22 protein-coding genes are annotated in these 23,682 nt (G+C 72.0%); 5 read left to right on the top strand and 17 right to left on the bottom strand.

Annotated features, from left to right (window positions below; all coding sequences use genetic code 11):
- Window positions 1-8: 8 nt before the first annotated feature.
- The 4 genes from ACFXMG_RS21830 (at window position 9) to ACFXMG_RS21815 (ending at window position 5,131) form a co-directional block, all read left to right on the top strand.
- Entirely contained in the window at window positions 9-1,286 is a 1,278-nt protein-coding gene (locus ACFXMG_RS21830; RefSeq protein WP_383820719.1) for a helix-turn-helix domain-containing protein, read from the top strand.
- On the top strand, window positions 1,279-2,031 hold the full coding sequence (locus ACFXMG_RS21825; protein WP_383820716.1) for a toll/interleukin-1 receptor domain-containing protein: 753 nt from the start codon (window positions 1,279-1,281) through the stop codon (window positions 2,029-2,031). The genes ACFXMG_RS21830 and ACFXMG_RS21825 overlap by 8 nt, the downstream gene beginning before the upstream one ends.
- Entirely contained in the window at window positions 2,028-3,968 is a 1,941-nt protein-coding gene (locus ACFXMG_RS21820; RefSeq protein ID WP_383820713.1) for a hypothetical protein, read from the top strand. The genes ACFXMG_RS21825 and ACFXMG_RS21820 overlap by 4 nt, the downstream gene beginning before the upstream one ends.
- Before the next feature lie 89 nt (window positions 3,969-4,057).
- The gene (locus tag ACFXMG_RS21815) at window positions 4,058-5,131 is read left to right on the top strand and encodes a hypothetical protein (protein ID WP_383820711.1); all 1,074 of its coding nucleotides are present in this window, start codon (window positions 4,058-4,060) and stop codon (window positions 5,129-5,131) included.
- 60 nt (window positions 5,132-5,191) lie between these two features.
- On the opposite strand, the gene metK is transcribed toward ACFXMG_RS21815, so the two are convergent.
- The 13 genes from metK to pyrR all read right to left on the bottom strand — a co-directional run bounded on the left by metK (window position 5,192) and on the right by pyrR (window position 19,487).
- Window positions 5,192-6,400 carry a methionine adenosyltransferase gene (gene metK, locus ACFXMG_RS21810; RefSeq protein WP_383829756.1) on the bottom strand — a complete coding sequence of 403 codons (1,209 nt, stop codon included), beginning with the start codon at window positions 6,398-6,400 and terminating at the stop codon, window positions 5,192-5,194.
- Window positions 6,401-6,660: 260 nt separating this feature from the next.
- Complete coding sequence (coaBC, locus tag ACFXMG_RS21805; RefSeq protein WP_383829759.1) at window positions 6,661-7,875, bottom strand: bifunctional phosphopantothenoylcysteine decarboxylase/phosphopantothenate--cysteine ligase CoaBC; 1,215 nt, start codon at window positions 7,873-7,875, stop codon at window positions 6,661-6,663.
- Between the two features lie 106 nt (window positions 7,876-7,981).
- On the bottom strand, window positions 7,982-8,254 hold the full coding sequence (gene rpoZ / locus ACFXMG_RS21800) for a DNA-directed RNA polymerase subunit omega (protein WP_030493615.1): 273 nt from the start codon (window positions 8,252-8,254) through the stop codon (window positions 7,982-7,984).
- A gap of 28 nt (window positions 8,255-8,282) precedes the next feature.
- Window positions 8,283-8,846, bottom strand: a complete 564-nt coding sequence (gene gmk / locus ACFXMG_RS21795) for a guanylate kinase (protein WP_383829763.1) — start codon at window positions 8,844-8,846, stop codon at window positions 8,283-8,285.
- A gap of 72 nt (window positions 8,847-8,918) precedes the next feature.
- Window positions 8,919-9,242, bottom strand: coding sequence for an integration host factor (locus tag ACFXMG_RS21790; RefSeq protein ID WP_030493613.1), 324 nt, complete (start codon window positions 9,240-9,242; stop codon window positions 8,919-8,921).
- 308 nt (window positions 9,243-9,550) lie between these two features.
- The gene (pyrF, locus tag ACFXMG_RS21785) at window positions 9,551-10,387 is read right to left on the bottom strand and encodes an orotidine-5'-phosphate decarboxylase (RefSeq protein WP_383829767.1); all 837 of its coding nucleotides are present in this window, start codon (window positions 10,385-10,387) and stop codon (window positions 9,551-9,553) included.
- Complete coding sequence (locus tag ACFXMG_RS21780; RefSeq protein WP_383829770.1) at window positions 10,384-11,493, bottom strand: quinone-dependent dihydroorotate dehydrogenase; 1,110 nt, start codon at window positions 11,491-11,493, stop codon at window positions 10,384-10,386. The genes pyrF and ACFXMG_RS21780 overlap by 4 nt, the downstream gene beginning before the upstream one ends.
- A 55-nt stretch (window positions 11,494-11,548) precedes the next feature.
- Window positions 11,549-14,857 (bottom strand): carbamoyl-phosphate synthase large subunit, encoded by a 3,309-nt coding sequence (gene carB, locus ACFXMG_RS21775; RefSeq protein ID WP_383829773.1) that lies wholly within the window; start codon window positions 14,855-14,857, stop codon window positions 11,549-11,551.
- Window positions 14,850-15,989: a glutamine-hydrolyzing carbamoyl-phosphate synthase small subunit gene (gene carA, locus ACFXMG_RS21770; protein ID WP_383829776.1), complete on the bottom strand. Its 1,140-nt coding sequence runs from the start codon at window positions 15,987-15,989 to the stop codon at window positions 14,850-14,852. Before carA ends, carB begins: the two co-directional genes overlap by 8 nt.
- On the bottom strand, window positions 15,986-16,558 hold the full coding sequence (locus ACFXMG_RS21765) for a hypothetical protein (protein WP_383829779.1): 573 nt from the start codon (window positions 16,556-16,558) through the stop codon (window positions 15,986-15,988). The genes carA and ACFXMG_RS21765 overlap by 4 nt, the downstream gene beginning before the upstream one ends.
- On the bottom strand, window positions 16,555-17,841 hold the full coding sequence (locus ACFXMG_RS21760) for a dihydroorotase (protein WP_383829781.1): 1,287 nt from the start codon (window positions 17,839-17,841) through the stop codon (window positions 16,555-16,557). The genes ACFXMG_RS21765 and ACFXMG_RS21760 overlap by 4 nt, the downstream gene beginning before the upstream one ends.
- A gap of 2 nt (window positions 17,842-17,843) precedes the next feature.
- Complete coding sequence (locus ACFXMG_RS21755) at window positions 17,844-18,839, bottom strand: aspartate carbamoyltransferase catalytic subunit (RefSeq protein WP_383829784.1); 996 nt, start codon at window positions 18,837-18,839, stop codon at window positions 17,844-17,846.
- 84 nt (window positions 18,840-18,923) lie between these two features.
- Window positions 18,924-19,487, bottom strand: coding sequence for a bifunctional pyr operon transcriptional regulator/uracil phosphoribosyltransferase PyrR (gene pyrR / locus ACFXMG_RS21750; protein WP_383829786.1), 564 nt, complete (start codon window positions 19,485-19,487; stop codon window positions 18,924-18,926).
- A 257-nt stretch (window positions 19,488-19,744) separates the two neighbouring features.
- Between pyrR and bldD the strand changes: the two genes are divergently transcribed.
- Window positions 19,745-20,245 carry a transcriptional regulator BldD gene (gene bldD / locus ACFXMG_RS21745; RefSeq protein ID WP_015032294.1) on the top strand — a complete coding sequence of 167 codons (501 nt, stop codon included), beginning with the start codon at window positions 19,745-19,747 and terminating at the stop codon, window positions 20,243-20,245.
- A 187-nt stretch (window positions 20,246-20,432) separates the two neighbouring features.
- On the opposite strand, the gene nusB is transcribed toward bldD, so the two are convergent.
- From nusB to ACFXMG_RS21725, 4 genes are all read right to left on the bottom strand, one after another.
- Window positions 20,433-20,870 carry a transcription antitermination factor NusB gene (nusB, locus tag ACFXMG_RS21740; protein ID WP_383829790.1) on the bottom strand — a complete coding sequence of 146 codons (438 nt, stop codon included), beginning with the start codon at window positions 20,868-20,870 and terminating at the stop codon, window positions 20,433-20,435.
- Between the two features lie 2 nt (window positions 20,871-20,872).
- Window positions 20,873-21,439 (bottom strand): elongation factor P, encoded by a 567-nt coding sequence (efp, locus tag ACFXMG_RS21735; RefSeq protein WP_043228086.1) that lies wholly within the window; start codon window positions 21,437-21,439, stop codon window positions 20,873-20,875.
- 48 nt (window positions 21,440-21,487) lie between these two features.
- Complete coding sequence (locus tag ACFXMG_RS21730) at window positions 21,488-22,600, bottom strand: M24 family metallopeptidase (RefSeq protein WP_383829795.1); 1,113 nt, start codon at window positions 22,598-22,600, stop codon at window positions 21,488-21,490.
- A 71-nt stretch (window positions 22,601-22,671) separates the two neighbouring features.
- A complete protein-coding gene (locus ACFXMG_RS21725; RefSeq protein ID WP_383829798.1) occupies window positions 22,672-23,499 on the bottom strand; it encodes an AAA family ATPase in 828 nt (275 codons plus the stop codon).
- Between the last annotated feature and the right edge of the window lie 183 nt (window positions 23,500-23,682).

Here is a 23,682-nt window from a genome sequence, read left to right as displayed (position 1 = left end):
GCGGAGTGGTGAAAACGTTGTCGAAGTTCGGCCCGGAGCTGCGCCGGAGGCGGCTGGCGGCCGGAATGACGCTGGACGGCCTGGCCGCCCGCGTGCACTACAGCAAGGGCCAGCTGAGCAAGGTGGAGACGGGTGCCCAGCGCCCGACCACCGAACTGGCACGCCTGTGCGACGCGGCGCTCGGCGCTGAGGGCGCGCTGGCCGCACTGGTCCCGGTCGGCGCCGGGCCGGCGCTGCTCGACCGGCGGCGCGTGATGACCACCGGAGCCATGTCCGCACTCGCGCTCGGTGCGTCACCCGCGGCCGTCGCACGGGGCACGAAGGCCGCGGAGCGGGCGGCCGACGCTGCCGGCGGCCCGCTGGTGGACGGGGTGCGGGCACTGTTCGATCAGTTCCGGGCACTGGGACAGACGGCTCCCGCGGCCGCCGTGCTGCCCGCCCTGGAGGCGCAGACGCGGACCCTGCCCGCGCTCGCCGAAGGCGCGGGGGCCCGCTCGGCACGGGAGCTGTACCTCCTCGCCTCCCGGTTCGCGGAGTACACCGGCTGGATGGCCCAGGAGAGCGGCGACGAGCGCGCGGCCCTCGCCTGGACCGATCACGCGGTACGGCTCGCGGCCGCCGGAGGTGATCACGACCTGGAGGCGTACGCGCTCGTCCGCCGCGGACTGCTGACCTTCTACGCGGGGGACGCCCGCTCCACCGTCGACATCGTCCAGGGCGCCCAGTCCGGCCGATTACCCGCCCGCATCCGGGGGCTCGCCGCGCAGCGCGAGGCCCAGGGACACGCCTTGAACGGCGACCGGGACGCGTGCCTGCGGGCGCTGAACCGGGCACGGGCACTCCTCGACCGGGCGGCCACGGACGGCAGCGCGGGCGCCCTTCCCGTCATCGGCACCACCCACCTCTCCGATCCCACGGCCATGACCACCGGCTGGTGCCTGCTCGACCTCGGTCTGCCGCGCCAGGCGGCGGAAGTCCTCGACCGGGAGGTCGCGCGGATCCCGGTCCACGCGACCCGCACGCGCGTCCGCTACGGCATCCGCCGGGTGCTCGCCCACGCCGTCGCGGGCGAGATCGATCACGCGTGCGTCCTCGCCGTCCCCCTGCTGAGCCAGAGCGAGGCGCTGGCCTCCGGGACCATCCGGACCGATCTGCGCAGGCTCTCCCGGGTCCTCGCCCGGCACCCCCGCAACCCGAACGCCCATGCCCTGGCGCCGCGGCTGGCCGCCGCGCTCCAGGACGCCCTCCCACCCGCTCCCCTACGAGAGGCAGGCCCTCGTGGCTGAGATCTTCATCAACTACCGCACCGGCGACGGCAACGAGATCGCCGCGCTGCTCGACGAGGCCCTCTCGAAGCGCTTCGGGGACGACGCCGTCTACTTCTCGGGGCGCTCCGGCCGGGCCGGTCAGCGCTATCCCGACGCACTGCTCACCGCCGTGCGCCGCAGCAGCGTCCTGCTCGCGGTGGTCGGCCCCGAATGGGCCGCCCACCCCGGCCTGCGCAGGGAGGACGACTGGGTACGCACCGAGATCCTGGAGGCGTGGCGCTGCGGCGTCCATGTGATCCCCGTCCTGCGAGGGCGCCGGACCGAACGGCTCTCTCCCGAAGCGCTGCCTCCGCAGCTGGCACATCTGGCCGAGCTGAACTCGCTGCGCATCGACTCCCAGAGCCACTCCGAAGGAACGGCCGCGATCGGAGACGCCATCGCCCAACTCGTCCCTCGCCTCGCCACCCGGCCCGGGCAGGCGGACGGGGCCCATGACGAACGCGCCACGGACACCACCCAGAACGCGCTGGCCGGCGGCAACAGCGGCATCAGCATCCAGGGCCGGGACATCGGTCAGATCGGCACCCTCGTCTCCCACCCCACGGGCCCGGTCAACACCGGATCCGGCACGCAGAACAACCAGAGCCACACGCACCGGCCGCACTTGTCGGGCGACGGGGCGGCCTACGTCGCGGGCGACAACCACGGGGGCATCTCGCACCGGTTCGGACGTGCGGAGAGGGACGAGGCCGACGGCCGATGAGCGAAACGGCCTTCACGGGGGTCCACAACCCGAACGGGCCGGTGAACACCGGCTCGGGCACGCAGAACAACCTGTTCAACTACCACTACCACCAGGCCGGGGCCTCGTCCGGACGCGCCCGCCTCCCCCAGCCCTTCTCCTGTGAGCATCTGGAGTGGCTGGGACAGCGGTTCGTCGCACCCGCCGGGATGCGCGCGGCCGCGCTCAAGCTGCGGGTCGAGCAGGCCGTCCTGATCGACGCCCCACCCGGCAGCGGGCGCGAGGCCGCGGCCAAGATGCTGCTCAAGGACATCGACGGGCCCCGCACGGCCCGTCGTCTCCTGGCCGAGGACGACAACGCCGAAGCCGCTCTGTCGGGCGACCACGTGGGCGACGGGGACCGGCTGCTGCTCGACCTCTCGGACGCGCGTGCCGCGGGCTGGGAGACTCTGCGAGGGCAGCTCCCGGCCCTTCTGGAGAGTGTCCGCCTCCACCGTGCGCACCTGGTGGTGATCCTGCCGCACGGGGTGCCGGTCGGCGACGAGCTCGCGATCCACCGCACCGTCATCGAGCGCCCCGATGCCCTGCGCGTCCTCATGCGGGCCGTTCGCGCGGAGCAGATTCAGGGCATCGACTCCCCTGATCAGCTGTCATCGGACGTCCACACCTTCCTGGCAGGGGTGCCCGCGCTGAGGGAGGTGGCCCGACTGGCCCGACTCCTCGGCGAGGCCCGGCGCTCGGCGCCCGGAGCGCGCCGTGAGCACTGGTGCTCCGTCGCTCTGGAGGGACTGCGTCATCTCGGAGACGCGGTCGCGGAGCAGGTGAGGAAGCTGGCCGACGGCAGACAGCGGGCGCTGCTCCTGACCGCCTCGATGCTGCCCGGTGCCCGCGTCGAGGCGGTCCACCACGCCCACGAACTGCTCCTGAGGAACGTCCACCATCCGCACGACGAACGGCCGGTGTTCGAGCGTGAGGATCTGAGGGAGCAGCTCGACAGCATCGACGCCGTGGTCCACGTGAACGGGACCGTGGCGTTCCGCCGCCCCGACTTCGCCTCGGCGGTCCGCGAGCATTTCTGGACCACCCGGCCGGGTCTGTGGGACGTCTTCCGTCGCTGGGTCGACGGTTCCCTCCGGCTTCCCGCGCTCGACGACCCGGACTGTGACGAGCTCGTAGCCGGCTACGCCGAGCAGGCCCTCCGCCTGGGGCAGCAGCGACAACTGTGGGATCTCGCCCGCCGGTGGACCCGCCGGAACGAACCCCGGCTGCTCCAGGCGGCCGTCCAGGCCCTCGGGCACGGACTCGAGGACCCCCGGACGGGGCGGGCGTTCCGCCAGTACGTGTACGGCTGGTGCCTGGAGACCGGGATCGAGGCATGGACGGCCCAGGTCCTGGTCGCCGTGTCGGCCGACGTGATCGCCACGAGCCATCCCGATCAAGCGCTGGTACGCCTGCACCACCTCGCTCGGGGCGTCCACGGCCGCAGGTCTGGCGCGAGCGACCGGCTCGTACGGCTGGCCCGCACGGACGAGCGTCTCTACCGCAAGCTCCTGGACCGGCTCGCCTCCGGCCTGGCCAGGGGCGGACGGCAGGCCGACACGCGCATCTTCATCGCGGCCGTCGCGAGCTCCGTGCTCCTGGAGGCGAGCACTGATTCCCGGCCGCCGATCGACGATCCGCGGACCCGCGAGGCGCTCACCGCCGCCTGGCGCGCGCTGCTCTCCGGCTCCGATCCCGGCGACTGGACCGCTCCGGCGGAGGAGTGGATGGCAGCGGCCCGCCCCGGTGACGGCCGTGGCCAGGCCCTGCTCGACGTCCTGGTGCGGGCGGCGGCGCCCCATCCAGCGGCCCTCGACCGCCTGTACGTGACGTCCCTGCGGCATCCCTGTGCGGCCCGGGTACGCCGGCTGGTGGACGCCGCGCAGGGCGTCCGGCCGGCCCGGGCGCCGCAGGACTGATCACCGCGGCGCGTCCTGATCCCGCTTCTTCCCGCATTCCGTACCAGCCGGCACGGCATCGTCGTGCCGATCCACCAGGGGGACCTTCCATGAGCTCCGGACACAAGATCCTGACGGCCTTCCTCACACTGATCGGCGGGCTGCTGATCGTGATCATCGGCCTGTGCGCCGCCTGGCCCTGGTGGTACTGGCCGGCCGCGGCGGGCGGGCTGCTCGCGCTCGCGGGGCTCTCGTACCTGTTCGCCCGCAGACGCCGTCCGACGATCCCGCAGGACCACCTGCTGGAGCCGGACCGGCCGATCCCTCCGATCGAGCGCTGGGAGAAGGTCGTCCGCGAGGTCGCTCTGCCCAGCTCCTCCCCCGACTACGACTTCCTCGTCACGGCCCTCGTCCGGTGGATGCCGCTCGACGCGGCGCACGGAGCCCCGGTCGTCAGTGGCACCGGCCTGGCGGTGGACGCCGTCCTCACCCGGGCCCGGGCGATCACCGCCACGCACGCCCCGCATCGCGGCAGCCTCGTCCAGCACCAGCTGGCGGGCGCGCTCGGCACGATGGAACAGGATCCGTCCGGACGGGTGCTCGCGATGGCGGAGAACATCCACGTCTCGCTGTCGCCGGCGGACCGCGAACGGCTGGAGAAGCTCGCCACCGTACGCAAGGACGAGGCCGTCTGGGAGCACGAGCGGAAGTGGGAGCAGAACAAGCGCGCCTACCTGGGCGAGGACGTGCTGGCCTCGACGGGCAGCGCCGTCGTTTGGTGGCTCGCGAGGAACGACGACCGCGTGGACAAGGCCGTGGCCGACATCGGTCTCCTCGCCCAGCTCACCTCGGTGGCCAACGACGAGCCGGTGCCCGAATCGCTCCAGCCGTATGTGATGACGTCCGTGGCTCCGGAAGCGGAGGAGGCAGGCACGGCCACCGACCACTTCGTGGCGGCGCTTCGGGGGCTGGGGCTCGACGAGCACGACCCCGCCGGGTCGCTCTTCCTGCGCCGTGTGGCCGAGGCGGCACGCGCCGCGCGTCTGCACGGCGCCGACTCCCTGGACCGGCTCGCCGCCGAGGAGGAGCAGCGCTACCGCGATCCGGTGCGGCCCGAGCCGTCCGAGGAGGGGGACGGTGACGGCGGCGGCGGTCTTCCGACGGGCGGCGTACCCGGACCGTGACACGACGGAAGCCCGGCGCCCCCCAAGGGGGCGCCGGGCTTCCGTCGTCGTGCGGGTGCCTTACAGGCCGGCGGCCTTCTTCAGGGCGTCGACGCGGTCGGTGCGCTCCCAGGTGAAGTCGGGGAGCTCGCGGCCGAAGTGGCCGTAGGCGGCGGTCTGGGAGTAGATGGGGCGGAGGAGGTCGAGGTCGCGGATGATCGCGGCCGGGCGGAGGTCGAAGACCTCGCCGATGGCGTGCTCGATCTTCTCGGTCTCCACGGCGTTGGTGCCGAAGGTCTCGACGAAGAGGCCGACGGGCTCGGCCTTGCCGATCGCGTAGGCGACCTGGACCTCGCAGCGGGAGGCGAGGCCCGCGGCGACCACGTTCTTGGCGACCCAGCGCATGGCGTAGGCGGCCGAGCGGTCGACCTTGGACGGGTCCTTGCCGGAGAAGGCGCCGCCGCCGTGGCGGGCCATGCCGCCGTACGTGTCGATGATGATCTTGCGGCCGGTGAGGCCGGCGTCGCCCATCGGGCCGCCGATCTCGAAGCGTCCGGTCGGGTTGACCAGCAGGCGGTAGCCCTCGGTGTCGAGCTTGATGCCGTCCTCGACGAGCTCCTTGAGGACGTGCTCGACGACGAACTCGCGGATGTCGGGCGCGAGCAGCGAGTCGAGGTCGATGTCCGAGGCGTGCTGCGAGGAGACGACGACCGTGTCGAGACGGACGGCCTTGTCGCCGTCGTACTCGATGGTGACCTGGGTCTTGCCGTCGGGGCGCAGGTACGGGATGGTCCCGTTCTTGCGGACCTCGGTGAGGCGGCGGGAGAGCCGGTGCGCGACGTGGATCGGCAGCGGCATCAGCTCGGGGGTCTCGTCCGAGGCGTACCCGAACATCAGGCCCTGGTCGCCGGCGCCCTGCTTGTCCAGTTCGTCCTCGTCGCCCTCGACACGCTTCTCGTACGCCGTGTCCACGCCCTGAGCGATGTCCGGGGACTGCGACCCGATGGACACCGACACGCCGCAGGAGGCGCCGTCGAAGCCCTTCTTCGAGGAGTCGTACCCGATCTCGAGGATCTTGTTGCGGACGAGGGTGGGGATGTCCGCCCACGCCTTGGTGGTCACTTCGCCGGCGACGTGCACGAGGCCGGTGGTGATCAGCGTCTCGACGGCGACGCGGGAGGTGGGGTCCTCCCGGAGCAGCGCGTCGAGGATGGTGTCGCTGATCTGGTCAGCGATCTTGTCGGGGTGTCCCTCGGTGACGGACTCCGAGGTGAACAGACGACGGGACACAACGCTCCCTGGGGTTGCAGCGGCTGCTGGCTATCTCTTCGCGGACCGGCAGGGGGCTGCGCCCCGCGACGTTCCACGGACAGTCTATCGGGCCAGGTCGGACCTTGGACCAGGTGTCTCGCCTGACGAATGCTCGTACTGGGGTCGAACCGGCCTCGGGAAGGGGTGGAGAGGGGCGGACGATGCGGCGCAGATCACTCCCACCCCGGCGTTTCGCACCCCTCTCGGCCGCTCCCGACCGCCGCGCGTGCGCGCCCGGGTCAGGCGGGGCGCTCGCGCAGGCGGGGCAGGACCAGGTCCCAGACGGTCTCGGCGAGGGCTTCCTTCGGGCCGTACGGGACCGGGGTCTCGGTGCCGTCGGCGGCGAGGACCACGGCCTCGTTCTCCTCCGAGCCGAAGGTCTTGCGCTCGCCGACCTCGTTGACGACGAGGAGGTCGCAGCCCTTGCGGGCGAGCTTGGCGCGCCCGTTGGCGAGGACGTCGTCGGTCTCGGCGGCGAAGCCGACGACGACCTGGCCGGGCAGGGCGCGCTCGGCGGAGAGCTCGGCGAGGATGTCGGGGTTGCGGACCAGCTCGATCGTCGGCGCTCCCCCGTCGTCCGTCTTCTTGATCTTGCCGGTGGCGTAGACGGCCGGGCGGAAGTCGGCGACGGCGGCGGCCATGACCACCGCGTCGGCGTCGGCGGCCGCCTTGAGCGCGGCCTCGCGGAGCTGGAGGGCGGTGCCGACGTGGACGACGTCGACGCCGGCCGGGTCGGGCAGGCCGGCGTTGGCCGCGACGAGGGTGACCCGGGCGCCGCGCGCGGCGGCGGCCTTGGCGAGGGCGTAGCCCTGCTTGCCGGAGGAGCGGTTGCCCAGGTAGCGGACCGGGTCGAGCGGCTCGCGGGTGCCGCCGGCGCTGACCACGACGTGCCGGCCTGCGAGGTCGGGGGCGGTGACGCCGCGGGCGAGGATCCGGCGGCAGACCTCGAAGATCTCGCCGGGGTCGGGGAGCCGGCCCTTGCCGGTGTCGACGCCGGTGAGGCGGCCGACGGCGGGCTCGATGACGACCGCGCCGCGGCGGCGCAGCGTGGCCACGTTCTCCTGGGTGGCCGGGTGCTCCCACATCTCGGTGTGCATGGCGGGGGCGAAGACGACCGGACAGCGCGCGGTGAGGAGCGTGTTGGTGAGGAGGTCGTCGGCGAGGCCGTGGGCGGCCTTGGCGAGCATGTCGGCGGTGGCGGGGGCGACGACGACGAGGTCGGCGCCCTGCCCGATGCGGACGTGCGGCACCTCGTGGACGGCGTCCCAGACCTCGGTGGAGACGGGGTGGCCGGAGAGGGCGGACCAGGTGGCGGCGCCGACGAAGTGGAGGGCGGAGTCGGTGGGGACGACGCGGACGTCGTGGCCCGACTCGGTGAGCCGGCGCAGCAGCTCGCACGCCTTGTAGGCGGCGATGCCGCCGCTCACGCCCAGAACGACCTTCGGCTTGGTCACGGCTGCCTCTCCCCACGCGGTACGCGCTCTCGGATGACGTACGACTCCATGAGACACCACAGGCCCGGCGGGAGGACCGCCGGGCCTGTGGTGACGAACGCAACGCTTACTGAACGGGGCCCTCGACGGCCTCGGAGGTCAGCAGACCCGCGTTGATCTCGCGCAGGGCGATCGAGAGCGGCTTCTCGTGGACGTGGGTGTCGACGAGGGGACCGACGTACTCCAGCAGGCCCTCACCGAGCTGCGAGTAGTACGCGTTGATCTGACGCGCGCGCTTGGCCGCGTAGATCACGAGGCTGTACTTCGAGTCAGTGGCCTCGAGCAGCTCGTCGATCGGCGGGTTGATGATGCCCTCGGGCGCGGTGATGGAAGAGGACACGCTCTACCTTCCGAAGATGGATAAAAGATCAGACTACGTGCATCAACGTTAGCAGCTCACGCGCGACGTCCTCGACGGAGGTGTTGACGAGCGTGGTGTCGAACTCCGACTCGGCGGCGAGCTCGATCTTGGCCGCCTCCAGCCGCCGCTCGACGACCTCGGGGGACTCGGTGCCGCGGCCGGTGAGCCGGCGGACCAGTTCCTCCCAGCTCGGCGGGGCGAGGAAGACCAGCTGGGAGTCGGCCATGGACTCCTTCACCTGGCGGGCGCCCTGGAGCTCGATCTCCAGGAGGACGGGCTCGCCGGCCTCCAGGCGGTCGGCGACCGCGCTGCGGGGGGTGCCGTAGCGGTTGCCCGCGAACTCGGCCCATTCGAGGAGTTCACCGTTGGCGATCAGCTTGTCGAACTCGTCGTCCGTCACGAAGAAGTAGTGGACGCCGTGCTTCTCGCCGGGGCGGGGCTTTCGTGTCGTGGCCGACACCGAGAGCCAGACCTCGGGGTGGACCTTGCGCATATGAGCGACGACCGTGCTCTTGCCGACCCCTGAGGGGCCGGAGAGCACGGTCAGCCGCGGACGTACCTCTGCTGCCATGCAGCGATTATTCCAGTATCGCCGGGGTGCCCGGGACGTCCGTCCCGGATCGGGCACCGGTCGGGCGACGCGTCAGGCGCCCGCGCCGCCGAACTCGCGCTCCAGGGAGGCGATCTGGTTGGAGCCGAGACCTCGGACACGGCGGCTCTCGGAGATGCCGAGCCGCTCCATGATCTGCTTGGCGCGGACCTTGCCGACGCCGGGCAGGGACTCAAGGAGGGCGGAGACCTTCATCTTGCCGATGACGTCGTTCTCCTGGCCCTGCTTGATGACCTCGTGGAGGGAGGCGCCGGAGTGCTTGAGTCGATTCTTGACCTCGGCCCGCTCCCGGCGAGCCGCGGCGGCCTTTTCGAGCGCGGCTGCGCGCTGTTCAGGGGTAAGGGGCGGAAGAGCCACGCCTACGTCACCTCGGATGTCGATCTGTCGGATACGGACCGGTGAGGGACCTGGTCGACCCACACCAGTGGAGCAACGCCCAACGACGTGACCGTTGGTCGTCTTCTCTGCCCCGGAGACTAGCGGCCATGGCCGCTCCAGTCAGCGAGAACAGCGGAAAAGTCCTGGTCAGCCTCTGCCGACCAGGACTTTTCCGGCATATCGACCCTGTTTTCGGCCAAGATTTCGTCAAGTGCCGCCGCGGCCCGCCGTCCGGGGGCCCCGTCCGCTCCCACCTGCGGGGATGGCGGGAGGACGGCGGAACCGGATCAGCCGGCGACGGCCGCCCGGATCTCGTCCGCGTAGCGCGTCGCCGCGTCCCGCAGGGCGGACGCGTCCGGTCCGGCGCGCAGCACGCCCCGGCTCACGTTCGGGACCACGTTGCGGACCGCGTCGCCGAAGACGACCGGGAGGTCGGCCGGGGTCGCGCCCTGGGCGCCGATGCCCGGGGCGAGCAGCGGGCCGTTGATGTCGAGGTCGAAGGAGGAGAGGTCGCCCAGGGTGGCGCCGACGACCGCGCCGAAGGAGCCCATGGGGGTCTCCCCCGCGTTCTCCTCGGCGAGGTGGGCGAGCATGGTCGCGCCGATCGTCCGGCCGTCCTCGCGGACGGCGCGCTGGACCTCGCCGCCCTCCGGGTTGGAGGTGAGGGCGAGGACGAAGAGGCCGGCGCCGGACTCGCGGGCCAGGTCGACGGCCGGCTTAAGGGAGCCGTAGCCGAGGTACGGGGAGACCGTGAGCGCGTCGGAGAAGAGCGGGGAGTCCTTGCGCAGGAACGCTTCCGCGTAGGCGCCCATGGTGGAGCCGATGTCGCCGCGCTTGGCGTCCATGACGACCAGGCCGCCGGCCGCGCGCAGGTCGGCAGTGGCCCGCTCCAGGACGGCGATGCCGCGCGAGCCGAAGCGCTCGAAGAAGGCGGCCTGCGGCTTGAAGACGGCGACGGTGCCCGCCAGCGCCTCGACCACGGTGTACGTGAAGCGCTCCAGGCCCGCGATGTCGTCGGCGAGGCCCCAGGAGCCGAGCAGGGAGGCGTGCGGGTCGATGCCGACGCAGAGGGGGCCGCGCTCGTCCATGGCGGAGCGCAGGCGGGTGCCGAAGGAGAGGGTCACTGGGTGGCCTTTCGGTGGTCGGCGCCGACGGCCTCGGCGAGGGTGGCGTACGGGGAGGCCGCGAGGCGCGCGGCGAGTCCCTGGTGGATCGCGCGGGCGTAGAACGGGCCCTCGTAGATGAAGGCGCTGTAGCCCTGGACCAGGGTGGCACCGGCCAGGATGCGCTGCCAGGCGTCCTCGGCGTTCTCGATGCCGCCGACGCCCACGAGGACGATCCGGTCGCCCACGCGCGCGTACAGGCGGCGCAGGACCTCCAGGGAGCGCTCCTTGAGCGGGGCGCCGGAGAGGCCGCCGGTCTCCTGGACGAGGGCCGGCTCGGAGGTGAGGCCGAGGCCGGAGCGGGCGATCGTGGTGTTGGTGGCGATGATGCCGTCCAGGCCGAGCTCGACGGCGAGGTCGGCGACGGCGTCCACGTCCTCGTCGGCGAGGTCGGGGGCGATCTTCACCAGGAGCGGGACGCGGCGGTCGGTGACCGTGCGGTCGGCGGCCTCGCGGACGGCGGTGAGCAGCGGGCGCAGCGACTCGGTGGCCTGGAGGTTGCGCAGGCCGGGGGTGTTCGGCGAGGAGACGTTGACCACGAGGTAGTCGGCGTGGGCGGCGAGCCGCTCGGTGGACTTCACGTAGTCGGCGGCCGCGTCGGCCTCCTCGACGACCTTGGTCTTGCCGATGTTGACGCCGACGACGGTCTTGAACACCGGCACGCGCGCGTGGAGGCGGGCGGCGACGGCGGCGGAGCCCTCGTTGTTGAAGCCCATGCGGTTGATCAGGGCCCGGTCCGGGACGAGGCGGAAGAGCCGCTTCTTGGGGTTGCCGGGCTGGGCCTCGCCGGTGACCGTGCCGATCTCGACGTGGTCGAAGCCGAGCATGGCCATGCCGTCGATGGCGACGGCGTTCTTGTCGAAGCCTGCGGCGAGGCCGAAGGGGCCGTGCATGCGGAGGCCCAGGGTCTCGACGCGCAGCGACGTGTGGCGGGGGGCGAGGACGGCGGCGACGAAGGTCCGCAGGACGGGGACGCGGGCCGCGAGGCGGATCCAGCGGAAGGCGAGGTAGTGGGCCTTCTCGGGGTCCATGCGCTTGAACACGAGGCGAAAGAAGAACTTGTACATGGTGGTGTCCTCAGCAAGAGGGGGACACCGTTTCCGGTGTCCCCCTCGTGGGTTGCTAGTCGCGGGCCGCGGTCAGGTGTTCGGCGTGTTCCTGGAGGGAACGGACGCCGACGTCGCCGTGGTTGAGGGCGTCGATGCCCTGGACGGCCGCGGCGAGCGCCTGCACCGTGGTGAGGCACGGGACGCCGCGCGACACCGCCGCCGTACGGATCTCGTAGCCGTCGAGGCGGCCGCCGGTGCCGTACGGGGTGTTGACGATCAGGTCGACCTGGCCGTCGTGGATCAGCTGGACGACGGTCTTCTCGCCGTTCGGGCCCTCGCCCTCGCTGAGCTTGCGCACGATGGTGGCGTTGATGCCGTTGCGCTTGAGGACCTCGGCGGTGCCGGAGGTGGCGAGCAGCTCGAAGCCGTGGGCGACCAGCTCGCGCGCCGGGAAGATCATCGAGCGCTTGTCGCGGTTGGCGACGGAGATGAACGCGCGGCCCTTGGTGGGCAGCGGGCCGTAGGCGCCGGCCTGCGACTTGGCGTAGGCGGTGCCGAAGACCGTGTCGATGCCCATGACCTCGCCGGTGGAGCGCATCTCCGGGCCGAGGACGGTGTCGACGCCGCGCCCGTGGATGTCGCGGAAGCGGCTCCACGGCATCACGGCCTCCTTGACGGAGATCGGCGCGTCGAGCGGCAGGGTGCCGCCGTCGCCGGTCTTCGGCAGCAGGCCCTCGGCGCGCAGCTCGGCGATGGTGGCGCCCAGCGAGATGCGGGCGGCGGCCTTGGCGAGCGGGACGGCGGTGGCCTTGGAGGTGAAGGGCACGGTCCGGGAGGCGCGCGGGTTGGCCTCCAGGACGTAGAGGATGTCACCCGCCATGGCGAACTGGATGTTGATCAGGCCGCGGACGCCGACGCCCTTGGCGATGGCCTCGGTGGAGGCGCGCAGCCGCTTGATGTCGAAGCCGCCGAGGGTGATCGGGGGCAGGGCGCAGGCCGAGTCGCCGGAGTGGATGCCGGCCTCCTCGATGTGCTCCATCACGCCGCCGAGGTAGAGCTCCTCGCCGTCGTAGAGGGCGTCGACGTCGATCTCGATGGCGTCGTCGAGGAAGCGGTCGACCAGGACCGGCCGGGTGGGGCTGATCTCGGTGGACTCGGCGATGTACGACTCCAGGCGGGTCTCGTCGTAGACGATCTCCATGCCGCGGCCGCCGAGGACGTACGAGGGGCGGACCAGGACCGGGTAGCCGATCTCGTCGGCGATCTTCTTGGCGCCGGCGAAGGTGGTGGCGGTGCCGTGCTTGGGGGCCGGCAGGCCGGCCTCCTCCAGGACGCGGCCGAAGGCGCCGCGGTCCTCGGCGGCGTGGATGGCCTCCGGGGAGGTGCCGACGACCTTCACGCCGTTGTCCTTGAGGGCCTGGGAGAGGCCGAGCGGGGTCTGGCCGCCGAGCTGGACGACCACACCGGCGATCGGGCCCGCGAGGGACTCGGCGTGGACGATCTCCAGGACGTCCTCCAGGGTGAGCGGCTCGAAGTAGAGCCGGTCGGAGGTGTCGTAGTCGGTGGAGACGGTCTCCGGGTTGCAGTTGACCATCACGGTCTCGTAGCCGGCGTCGCTCAGGGCGAAGGAGGCGTGGACGCAGGAGTAGTCGAACTCGATGCCCTGGCCGATGCGGTTCGGGCCGGAGCCGAGGATGATCACGGCGGGCTTCTCGCGCGGCGCGACCTCGGACTCCTCGTCGTAGGAGGAGTAGAAGTACGGCGTCTTGGCGGCGAACTCGGCGGCGCAGGTGTCGACCGTCTTGTAGACCGGGCGGACGCCGAGGGCGTGCCGGACCTCGCGGACGACGTCCTCGCGCAGGCCGCGGATCTCGGCGATCTGGGCGTCGGAGAAGCCGTGGCGCTTGGCCTCGGCGAGGAGTCCGGGCTCCAGCTTCTCGGCGCCGGCGAGCTCGTCGGCGATCTCCTTGATCAGGAAGAGCTGGTCGACGAACCACGGGTCGATCTTCGTGTACTCGAAGACCTCCTCCGGGGTGGCGCCGGCGCGGATCGCCTGCATGACGGTGTTGATGCGGCCGTCGGTCGGGCGGACCGCCTCGCGGAGCAGCTCGGCCTTGTCGCCGGGCTCGCCGGTGAAGGCGAACTGCGAGCCCTTCTTCTCCAGGGAGCGCAGGGCCTTCTGGAGGGCCTCGGGGAAGTTCCGGCCGATGGCCATGGCCTCGCCGACCGACTTCATGGTCGTGGTCAGCGTGGAGTCGGCGGAGGGGAACTTCTCGAAGGCGAAGCGCGGGGCCTTGACGACGACGTAGTCGAGCGTGGGCTCGAAGGACGCCGGGGTCTTCTCCGTGATGTCGTTCGGGATCTCGTCCAGGGTGTAGCCGACGGCGAGCCGGGCGGCGATCTTGGCGATCGGGAAGCCGGTGGCCTTGGAGGCGAGGGCCGAGGAGCGGGAGACGCGCGGGTTCATCTCGATGACGATCACGCGGCCGTCCACGGGGTCCACCGCGAACTGGATGTTGCAGCCGCCGGTGTCGACGCCGACCTCGCGGATGATCGCGATGCCGACGTCGCGGAGGATCTGGTACTCGCGGTCGGTGAGGGTCATCGCCGGGGCGACGGTGATCGAGTCACCGGTGTGGACGCCCATCGGGTCGAAGTTCTCGATGGAGCAGACGACCACGACGTTGTCGTTCTTGTCGCGCATCAGCTCCAGCTCGTACTCCTTCCAGCCGAGGATGGACTCCTCCAGGAGGACCTCGGTGGTCGGGGAGAGCGTGAGGCCCTGGCCGGCGATGCGGCGCAGCTCCTCCTCGTCGTGGGCGAAGCCGGAGCCGGCGCCGCCCATGGTGAAGGAGGGGCGGACGACGACGGGGTAGCCGCCGAGGGTGTCGACGCCCTTGAGGACGTCGTCCATGGTGTGGCAGATGACCGAGCGGGCGGACTCGCCGTACCCGATCTTGGCCTTGACGGCCTCGACGACGCCCTTGAAGAGGTCGCGGTCCTCGCCCTTGTGGATGGCCTCGACGTTGGCGCCGATGAGCTCGACGCCGTACTTCTCCAGGACGCCCTGCTCGTGCATGGAGATCGCGGTGTTGAGCGCGGTCTGGCCGCCGAGGGTGGGCAGGAGGGCGTCGGGGCGCTCCTTGGCGATGATCTTCTCGACGAACTCGGGGGTGATCGGCTCGACGTAGGTGGCGTCGGCGATCTCCGGGTCGGTCATGATCGTGGCCGGGTTGGAGTTGACCAGGATGACCCGCAGGCCCTCGGCCTTGAGGACGCGGCACGCCTGGGTGCCGGAGTAGTCGAACTCGGCGGCCTGGCCGATGACGATCGGGCCGGAGCCGATCACCAGGACGGACTGGATGTCGGTGCGCTTAGGCACGCTCGGCCTCCATGAGGGTCACGAAGCGGTCGAAGAGGTACGCGGCGTCGTGCGGGCCCGCGGCCGCCTCGGGGTGGTACTGGACGGAGAAGCCCGGCTGGTCGAGCAGGTGGAGGCCCTCCACCACGTCGTCGTTCAGGCAGACGTGGGAGACCTCGGCGCGGCCGAAGGGGGTCTCGGAGACCTTGTCGAGGGGCGCGTCGACGGCGAAGCCGTGGTTGTGCGCGGTGACCTCGACCTTGCCGGTCGTACGGTCCTGGACGGGCTGGTTGATGCCCCGGTGGCCGTACTTCAGCTTGTAGGTGCCGAAGCCGAGCGCGCGGCCGAGGATCTGGTTGCCGAAGCAGATGCCGAAGAGCGGGGTCTTCCGCTCCAGGACGGCGGTCATGAGCGCGACCGGGCCGTCGGCGGTGGCCGGGTCGCCCGGGCCGTTGGAGAAGAAGACGCCGTCGGGGGCGACCGCGTACACGTCCTCGACGCTCGCGGTGGCGGGCAGCACGTGGACCTCGATGCCGCGCTCGGCCATCCGGTGCGGGGTCATGCCCTTGATGCCGAGGTCGATCGCGGCGACGGTGAACTTCTTCTCACCGATCGCGGGGACGACGTACGGCTCCTTGGTGGCGACCTCCTCGTAGAGGCTGGCGCCCTTCATGTGCGGCTGGGCCTGCACGCGGGCGAGCAGCTCGGCCTCGGTGGCGAGGGCCTCGCCGGAGAAGACGCCGGCGCGCATGGAGCCGCGCTCGCGCAGGTGGCGGGTGAGGGCGCGGGTGTCGATGCCGGAGATGCCGACGACGCCCTGCGCGACCAGCTCGTCGTCGAGGCTGCGCTTGGCTCGCCAGTTCGACGGGATGCGGGCGGGGTCGCGGACCACGTAGCCGGAGACCCAGATGCGGCTGGACTCGTCGTCCTCGTCGTTCCAGCCGGTGTTGCCGATCTGGGGGGCCGTGGCGACGACGATCTGCCGGTCGTACGACGGGTCGGTGAGGGTCTCCTGGTAGCCGGTCATGCCGGTGGAGAACACGGCCTCGCCGAAGGTCTCCCCCACGGCCCCGTAGGCGCGGCCGCGGAAGGTGCGGCCGTCCTCCAGGACGAGTACGGCGGGAGCCTGGGCTCCCCTTGTGGAGGTCGTCATCGTGCGATGCCTTCCGTCGTGTTGATCATGGAGTTGATGGTCTCGACCCAGGCCGTGTGCTCGGCCGCCCGATCGGAGCGGAAGCCGGAGTCGAGGAGGGTGCCGCCGTGCTCCCAGGTGACGATCAGGAGCCCGCCCTCGGCGAGGACCTTCCCTGCGATGCCCTTGTCGAGGCGGGCCTCGCGCAGGGCGGCGGCGGGGATCAGGAAGTCGTTCGCCCCGGGGCGGACGACCGAGATCCCGGCGTCGGTGAGTGTGAGCTCGGCGCGGCTGCGGGTGCCGAGGCCGTGGGCGACGATCCGGTCGAGCCACTGCCCGGCGGTGGTGGAGCCGTGGTAGCGGCCGTCCATCGTCAGCTTGGCCTCGGCGGGAGCCTCCGGCACCTCGGGGAGCGCGGGGAGGTCCGACTGGAGGCTGCCGCGCCACTTCCATCCCTGGCGCATCAGCCAGTAGACGAAGGCGACGAAGAGCAGGAGTCCGACGACCCAGCCGATGCGGCCGGCCCAGTCGGTCACCTCGGCCGACTTCTGCTCCGCGGCGAGGGCCGCGCTTGCGATGTGGTGTGTCACGCCAACTTCCCGTCCATGACCGTTGCCCGGCCCCGCAGGAAGGTGTGGGTGACGCGACCCGGCAGCTCACGGCCCTCGTAGGGGGTGTTGCGGCTGCGGGAGGCGAAGTCCGCGGGGTCCACGGTCCCACGGTAAGCCGGATCGACCAGGACCAGGTTCGCGGGCTCACCAGCCGAGACGGGTCGTCCATGGCCGGTGGCGCGGCCGATGCGGGCCGGGGCGGCGGACATCCGGTCGGCGACGCCGGCCCAGTCGAGGAGGCCGGTCTCCACCATCGTCTCCTGGACGACGGAGAGCGCGGTCTCCAGGCCGACCATGCCCATGGCGGCGGCGGCCCACTCGCAGTCCTTGTCCTCGTGCGGGTGCGGCGCGTGGTCGGTGGCGACGATGTCGATGGTGCCGTCGGCCAGGGCCTCGCGCAGGGCCAGCACGTCGCGCTCGGTGCGCAGCGGCGGGTTGACCTTGTAGACCGGGTCGTAGGTGCGGACCAGCTCGTCGGTGAGGAGGAGGTGGTGCGGGGTGACCTCGGCGGTGACGTCGATGCCGCGGGACTTGGCCCAGCGGACGATCTCGACGGAGCCGGCGGTGGAGAGGTGGCAGATGTGGACGCGGGAGCCGACGTGCTCGGCGAGGAGGACGTCGCGGGCGATGATCGACTCTTCGGCGACGGCGGGCCAGCCGCCCAGGCCGAGCTCGGCGGAGACGATGCCCTCGTTCATCTGGGCGCCCTCGGTGAGGCGGGGCTCCTGGGCGTGCTGCGCGACGACGCCGCCGAACGCCTTCACGTACTCCAGGGCGCGGCGCATGATCACGGCGTCGTCGACGCACTTGCCGTCGTCGGAGAAGACGGTGACGCCGGCGGCGGAGTCGTGCATGGCGCCGAGCTCGGCGAGCTTCTTGCCCTCCAGGCCGACGGTGACGGCGCCGATGGGCTGCACGTCGCAGTAGCCGGCCTCCTTGCCGAGCCGGTAGACCTGCTCGACGACGCCGGCGGTGTCGGCGACGGGGTGGGTGTTGGCCATGGCGAAGACGGCGGTGTAGCCGCCGGAGGCGGCGGCGCGGGTGCCGGTGAGGACGGTCTCGGAGTCCTCGCGGCCGGGCTCCCGCAGGTGGGTGTGGAGGTCCACGAGGCCGGGGAGAAGGATCTGCCCTTCGGCCTCGACCACGGTCGCGCCCTCGGCGGACAGGCCGGTGCCGACCGCCTCGATGGTCTCGCCGTCGACGAGGACGTCCTGCGGCTCGCCGCCCAGCACCTTCGCACCACGGATAAGGATCTTGCTCATCTTTACTTGCTCTCCTCGGTACGGGCGGTGGTGCTGGTGACGGGGGCGGCGGCGGGCTCGGAGCCGCCGAGCAGCAGGTAGAGGACGGCCATCCGGACGGAGACGCCGTTGGCGACCTGCTCGACGACCGTGCAGCGGTCGGAGTCGGCGACCTCGGCGGTGATCTCCATGCCGCGGACCATGGGGCCGGGGTGCATGACGATGGCGTGCTCGGGCATCTTCGCCATCCGCTCGCCGTCCAGCCCGTAGCGGCGCGAGTACTCGCGCTCGGTCGGGAAGAAGGCGGCGTTCATCCGCTCACGCTGCACACGCAGCATCATGACCGCGTCGGACTTCGGCAGCACCCTGTCGAGGTCGTACGAGACCTCGCAGGGCCAGGTCTCGACGCCGACGGGGACGAGGGTGGGCGGGGCCACCAGGGTGACCTCGGCGCCGAGGGTGTGCAGCAGGTCGACGTTGGAGCGGGCGACCCGGCTGTGCAGGACGTCGCCGACGAGCGTGATCCGCCGGCCGGCCAGGTCCTTGCCGAGTCCGGCGTCGCGGCCGACCAGGCGGCGGCGCATGGTGAAGGCGTCCAGGAGGGCCTGGGTGGGGTGCTGGTGGGTGCCGTCGCCCGCGTTGATGACAGGGGCGTCGATCCAGCCGGAGGTGGCCAGCCGGAAGGGGGCGCCGGAGGCGCCGTGCCGGATGACGACGGCGTCGACGCCCATCGCCTCCAGGGTCTGCGCGGTGTCCTTCAGCGACTCGCCCTTGGAGACGCTGGAGCCCTTGGCCGCGAAGTTGATGACATCGGCGGAGAGGCGCTTCTCGGCGGCCTCGAAGGAGATCCGGGTCCGGGTGGAGTCCTCGAAGAAGAGGTTGCAGATGGTCCGGCCGCGGAGGGTCGGCAGCTTCTTGATGGGCCGGTCGGCCACCCGGGCCATCTCCTCGGCGGTGTCGAGGATCAGGACGGCGTCGTCGCGGGTGAGGTCGGCGGCCGAGATGAGGTGACGCATCATCGGGGTTTCTCTCCGGGGTGGGGAGGCATGAGGGCATGCGGGGGCACGGGCTGGTGCGCGGGCCCCGCGGGGTGGCCGGTCCGGCTAGGAGGCGGACTTGCCGCCGAGCAGCACGGTGTCGCGACCGTCCTCCTCGGCGAGCTGGACCTTGACGGTCTCCCGCAGCGACGTGGGGAGGTTCTTTCCGACGTAGTCGGCGCGGATCGGGAGTTCGCGGTGGCCGCGGTCGACGAGGACGGCGAGCTGGACCGCGCGGGGGCGGCCGATGTCTCCGAGGGCGTCGAGGGCGGCGCGGATGGTGCGCCCCGAGAAGAGGACGTCGTCGACGAGGACGACGAGGCGGCCGTCGACGCCTTCTCCGGGGATCTCGGTGCGGCCGATGGCGCGCGCCGGCTTCATCCGGAGGTCGTCGCGGTACATGGTGATGTCGAGGGAACCGACCGGGACCTTGGCGCCGGTGATCGATTCGAGCTTCTCGGCGAGCCGGCGGGCGAGGAAGACGCCGCGGGTGGGGATGCCGAGGAGGACCACGTCGTCGGCGCCCTTGGCGCGCTCGACGATCTCGTGGGCGATCCGGGTCAGGACCCGGGCGATGTCGGGGGCCTCGAGAACGGGCCGCGCCTCATCGATGTGTGCTTGCGTGTCCATAGGAAAAGGACCTCCTTCTCCGCCTCACGGGACGGACCTTAAAGGACGTCGGATGTACGGCGTCCACTTTAGCAGGGGTGCTCGCACGGGCTTTCCCGGGGCCACCCCTCCCCCGCTCCCACCTGCGGCGGACCGTCCCCCGGGAGAGGGTGGCGAGCCCCTTTCGGCTTGACGGGAAAGAGTAACGCTGCGTAACCTCACAGTGAGTTACCAGCCGCGCGGCGCAGCCGCATGTCGTCACAGCGTCCGGGAGCGTTATGTCCAGCGAATACGCAAAGCAGCTCGGGGCCAAACTCCGCGCCATCCGCACCCAGCAGGGCCTGTCCCTCCACGGCGTGGAGGAGAAGTCCCAGGGCCGCTGGAAGGCCGTGGTGGTCGGTTCGTACGAGCGCGGCGACCGTGCCGTGACCGTGCAGCGTCTGGCCGAGCTGGCGGACTTCTACGGCGTGCCGGTGCAGGAACTGCTGCCCGGTACCACCCCCGGCGGTGCGGCCGAGCCCCCGCCGAAGCTGGTCCTGGACCTGGAGCGCCTCGCCCACGTCCCGCAGGAGAAGGCCGGCCCGCTCCAGCGCTACGCGGCGACGATCCAGTCGCAGCGCGGCGACTACAACGGCAAGGTGCTGTCGATCCGCCAGGACGACCTGCGCACCCTGGCCGTCATCTACGACCAGTCCCCCTCGGTCCTGACCGAGCAGCTGATCAGCTGGGGCGTCCTCGACGCGGACGCGCGCCGCGCGGTCGCCCACGAGGAGAACTGACCTTCCTCCGCACCTCCCAGTGCAGAAACGTGCCGCCGGGCCCGTGGACGTCATCCGACGCCACGGGCCCGGCGCTTTTTCGTCGCACGTCCCGTCCCTGTGGCGCGTGCCCTTCACCCGTTCGGCGGTACGCGAAGGGGCCCGCGTCACCGGAGTGCCGCGGGCCCCTTCGCAGAGCCGTGAGGGACTAGGCGTCCACGTCCCGGCGCAGTCGGGGCTTCAGGTCCTTGAAGCGCCCGAGGAGACCGTTGACGAAGGACGGGGAGTCGTCCGTGGAGAACTCCTTGGCCAGCTGCACGGCCTCGTCGATCGCCACCGCGTCCGGGGTGCCGTCCTCCCAGATCAGCTCGTACGCGCCGAGGCGCACGATGCTGCGGTCGGCGGCGGGCATCCGGTCGAGGTCCCAGTCCACCGCGTAGGTGGCGATGAGCTCGTCGATCCGCGCCACGTACTGGGCGTACCCCTCGACCAGCTGCATCGTGAAGTCACCGACCGCGGGCTGACGCTCGTCGGCACGGTGGAGCCGGATCTGGTCCGCGAGGACCTCCTGCACCGAAGTGCCGCGCTGGTCGGCCTCGAACAGGATCTGGAAGGCCCGCCTGCGGGCCTTGCTCCGGGCGGCCACGGTTAGCTGTTCACCCGGCCGAGGTAGTCGCTGTTGCGGGTGTCGACCTTGACCTTCTCACCGGTGGTGATGAAGAGCGGGACCTGGATCTCGTGACCCGTCTCCAGCTTGGCGGGCTTGGTGCCACCGGTGGAGCGGTCGCCCTGGACGCCCGGCTCGGTCTCGGCGATGACCAGCTCGACGGCGGCCGGCAGCTCGACGTAGAGCACGGAGCCCTCGTTCTGCGCGACCAGGGCGGTGAAGCCCTCGATGAGGAAGTTGGCGGCGTCGCCCACGACCTTGCGGTCGATGTGGAGCTGGTCGTAGGTGTCCAGGTCCATGAAGACGAAGTAGTCGCCGTCCATGTAGGAGAACTGCATGTCGCGCTTGTCGACGTTCGCGGTCTCCACCTTCACGCCGGCGTTGAAGGTCTTGTCGACGACCTTGCCGGACAGCACGTTCTTGAGCTTGGTGCGCACGAAGGCCGGGCCCTTGCCGGGCTTGACGTGCTGGAACTCGACGACGGACCAGAGCTGGCCGCCTTCGAGCTTGAGCACCATGCCGTTCTTGAGGTCGTTCGTGGAAGCCACGGTTGCGGAATCTCCTGGACTGACGTGGACCGAGGAGGCGTACGCGCTCTACAGCGCGAGCAGCTCCTTGGTCGTGATGGTGAGTAGCTCGGGTCCGCCGTCCGCCTCCTGGCGCACGACGAGCGTGTCATCGATCCGGACCCCGCCCCGGCCCGGGAGGTGGACCCCCGGTTCGACGGTGACCGGCACACAAGCGTCCAGTTTACCCATGGCCGAGGGGGAGAGCTGCGGGTCCTCGTCGATTTCGAGCCCCACACCGTGTCCGGTGAGGGGAACGGCGGTCTCCGCGTGCCCCGCGGCGTCGAGGATCTGGCGGGCCGCGCGGTCCACGTCACGGTACTCGGCGCCGGGCATCAGGGACTCCCGGCCGGCCCTCTGGGCGGCGAAGACGAGCTCGTACAGCTCGATCTGCCAGTCGGCGGGCGCGGTGCCGATGACGAAGGTCCGGCCGATCTCGCAGCGGTAGCCGCGGTAGTCCGCGCCGAGGCAGACGGACAGGAAGTCGCCCTCCTCGACCCTGCGGTCGGTGGGCCGGTGGCCGCGCCGGCCGGAGTGGGGTCCGGTGGCGACGGATGTGGGGAAGGCGGCCCCGTCGGCGCCGTGGTCGACGAGCCGCCGCTCCAGTTCGAGGGCGAGGTGGCGTTCGGTGCGGCCGACGAGGATGGACTCGAGGAGTTCGCCGAGGGCCTGGTCGGCGATCTCGGCGGCGATCCGCAGGCAGGCGATCTCGTCCTCGTCCTTGACCACCCGGAGCTGTTCGACGGCGCAGGCGAGGTCGGCGAGGCGGAGTCCGGGCGCGGCGGAGCCGAGGCTGCGGTGCCGGGCCACCGTCAGGTCGTGCTCCTCGACGGCGAGCCCGTCGGCGCCGGAGCGCCGGGCGAGCTCGGCCGCGGCGACGGCCGGGTCACCGCCGCCGAGCGGGAGCTGCTGCTGGCGCAGCAGCTCGTCGAGCCGCCCGTCGAGGGGCTCGCCCTCGCCCGCGAGGGGACGGATCAGCAGGTCCGCGCCCGGCTCGGGGCCGACGAGCAGGACGGCGCCGCGCGGGGCGCCGCCCGCGAGGTACCGGACGTTGGCGGGACGGGACACCAGGGCCGCCGCGCTCCCCGCTGCCGCGACCCGGTCGCGCAGCCTGACCCGGCGGTCCGCATACACCTGTGACATGCCTCCGAGCCTACGAGCCGGGCCCCGCCCCGGCCTGTCGGCGGCGTCCGACCGGGGAGACGCCCGCCCGGTCAGCCGCCGGGCGGCGCGGCTATCGCGCGGGCCAGCGCCTCGTCGATGAGGCGGGCGGTGGCGTCCACGTCGAGCGCGGAGTTGTCGATGATCGGCAGCCCGGAGCCGTACCAGCCGGCCATCCGGCCGTGGATCGCGGCCACCTCCTCGTCGGAGAGCCGCCGGTTGCCGGCGCGCTGGGCGTTGCGCTCCAGGACGACCTCCAGGCCGGGCAGGAGGACGACCGGCAGCAGGCCGGGGCCGACGTGCCGCTTCCAGCCGCCGAGCCCGACGACGGGCCGGTCGGGGAAGACGGCGTCGTCGAGGATGCAGGAGATGCCGTTGGCGAGGAAGTTGCGGGCGGCGAAGCCGCAGGTGCGGCGGGCGAGCCGGTACTGCGCCTCGGAGTGCTCGTTCCACCCCGACTGCGGGTCGGCGAAGCCGGAGCACACCCATTCCCGCACGTCGTCGAGGCTGATGTGGGCGGTGGGGACGGGCCGGCGGCGCGCCCAGTGCCGGGCGACGGTCGTCTTGCCCGCGCCGGCGGGTCCGATGAGCAGCACGGCGAGGGTCGCGGCCCCGGTGCCTGGCCGGTGCTCGACGACCGGCACGGGCGGCGCCAGCGGCACCGCGCCGGTGGCGTGCGGGGGTACGGCTCCGGGGCCGCCGCCCCAGCCCGCCGTGCCGGCCTGGACGGCGGGGTGCACCCCGAGCCGGCCGCCGGGCACCCCGGACGGCGGCCCCGGGTAGGGCGCCGCCTGCGGGGGCGGGGGCGGGGGTACGGGGCCGTGTCCGCCCACCGGTCCCGTGCCGGGCGGTGGCAGCGGTCCCCCCACTGCGTGCTGCATCCGGTGCCACTCCGTCTCGTCGGCCTCGTAGGTCGGTGAGGGCGGCCGCTCCGCTGCCGCCGTCGCCCCCGCTCCGGTCACCCGGGGATGCCAAAACGTTACCGCCCCGTCCCCCCGCTCGGGGAACGGGCGGGACCCTACCGAAAGTACCCGGAACCGCGGGCCCGGCCCACGCCCCGGAAG

This window comes from Streptomyces sp. NPDC059201 (assembly GCF_042754585.1).
Lineage (GTDB): Bacteria > Actinomycetota > Actinomycetes > Streptomycetales > Streptomycetaceae > Streptomyces.
This window is presented reverse-complemented; position numbering and strand designations above follow the sequence as displayed.

Bases quoted from the DNA above. Each gene is read 5' to 3' on its own strand.
- ACFXMG_RS21730 (WP_383829795.1), bottom strand. From the start codon at position 22,600: ATGTCACAGGTGTATGCGGACCGCCGGGTCAGGCTGCGCGACCGGGTC.
- ACFXMG_RS21820 (WP_383820713.1), top strand. From the start codon at position 2,028: ATGAGCGAAACGGCCTTCACGGGGGTCCACAACCCGAACGGGCCGGTG.
- carA (WP_383829776.1), bottom strand. From the start codon at position 15,989: ATGACGACCTCCACAAGGGGAGCCCAGGCTCCCGCCGTACTCGTCCTG.
- pyrR (WP_383829786.1), bottom strand. From the start codon at position 19,487: ATGGACACGCAAGCACACATCGATGAGGCGCGGCCCGTTCTCGAGGCC.
- ACFXMG_RS21815 (WP_383820711.1), top strand. From the start codon at position 4,058: ATGAGCTCCGGACACAAGATCCTGACGGCCTTCCTCACACTGATCGGC.
- ACFXMG_RS21780 (WP_383829770.1), bottom strand. From the start codon at position 11,493: ATGTACAAGTTCTTCTTTCGCCTCGTGTTCAAGCGCATGGACCCCGAG.
- ACFXMG_RS21755 (WP_383829784.1), bottom strand. From the start codon at position 18,839: ATGATGCGTCACCTCATCTCGGCCGCCGACCTCACCCGCGACGACGCC.
- ACFXMG_RS21760 (WP_383829781.1), bottom strand. From the start codon at position 17,841: ATGAGCAAGATCCTTATCCGTGGTGCGAAGGTGCTGGGCGGCGAGCCG.
- bldD (WP_015032294.1), top strand. From the start codon at position 19,745: ATGTCCAGCGAATACGCAAAGCAGCTCGGGGCCAAACTCCGCGCCATC.
- ACFXMG_RS21725 (WP_383829798.1), bottom strand. From the start codon at position 23,499: ATGCAGCACGCAGTGGGGGGACCGCTGCCACCGCCCGGCACGGGACCG.
- gmk (WP_383829763.1), bottom strand. From the start codon at position 8,846: ATGGCAGCAGAGGTACGTCCGCGGCTGACCGTGCTCTCCGGCCCCTCA.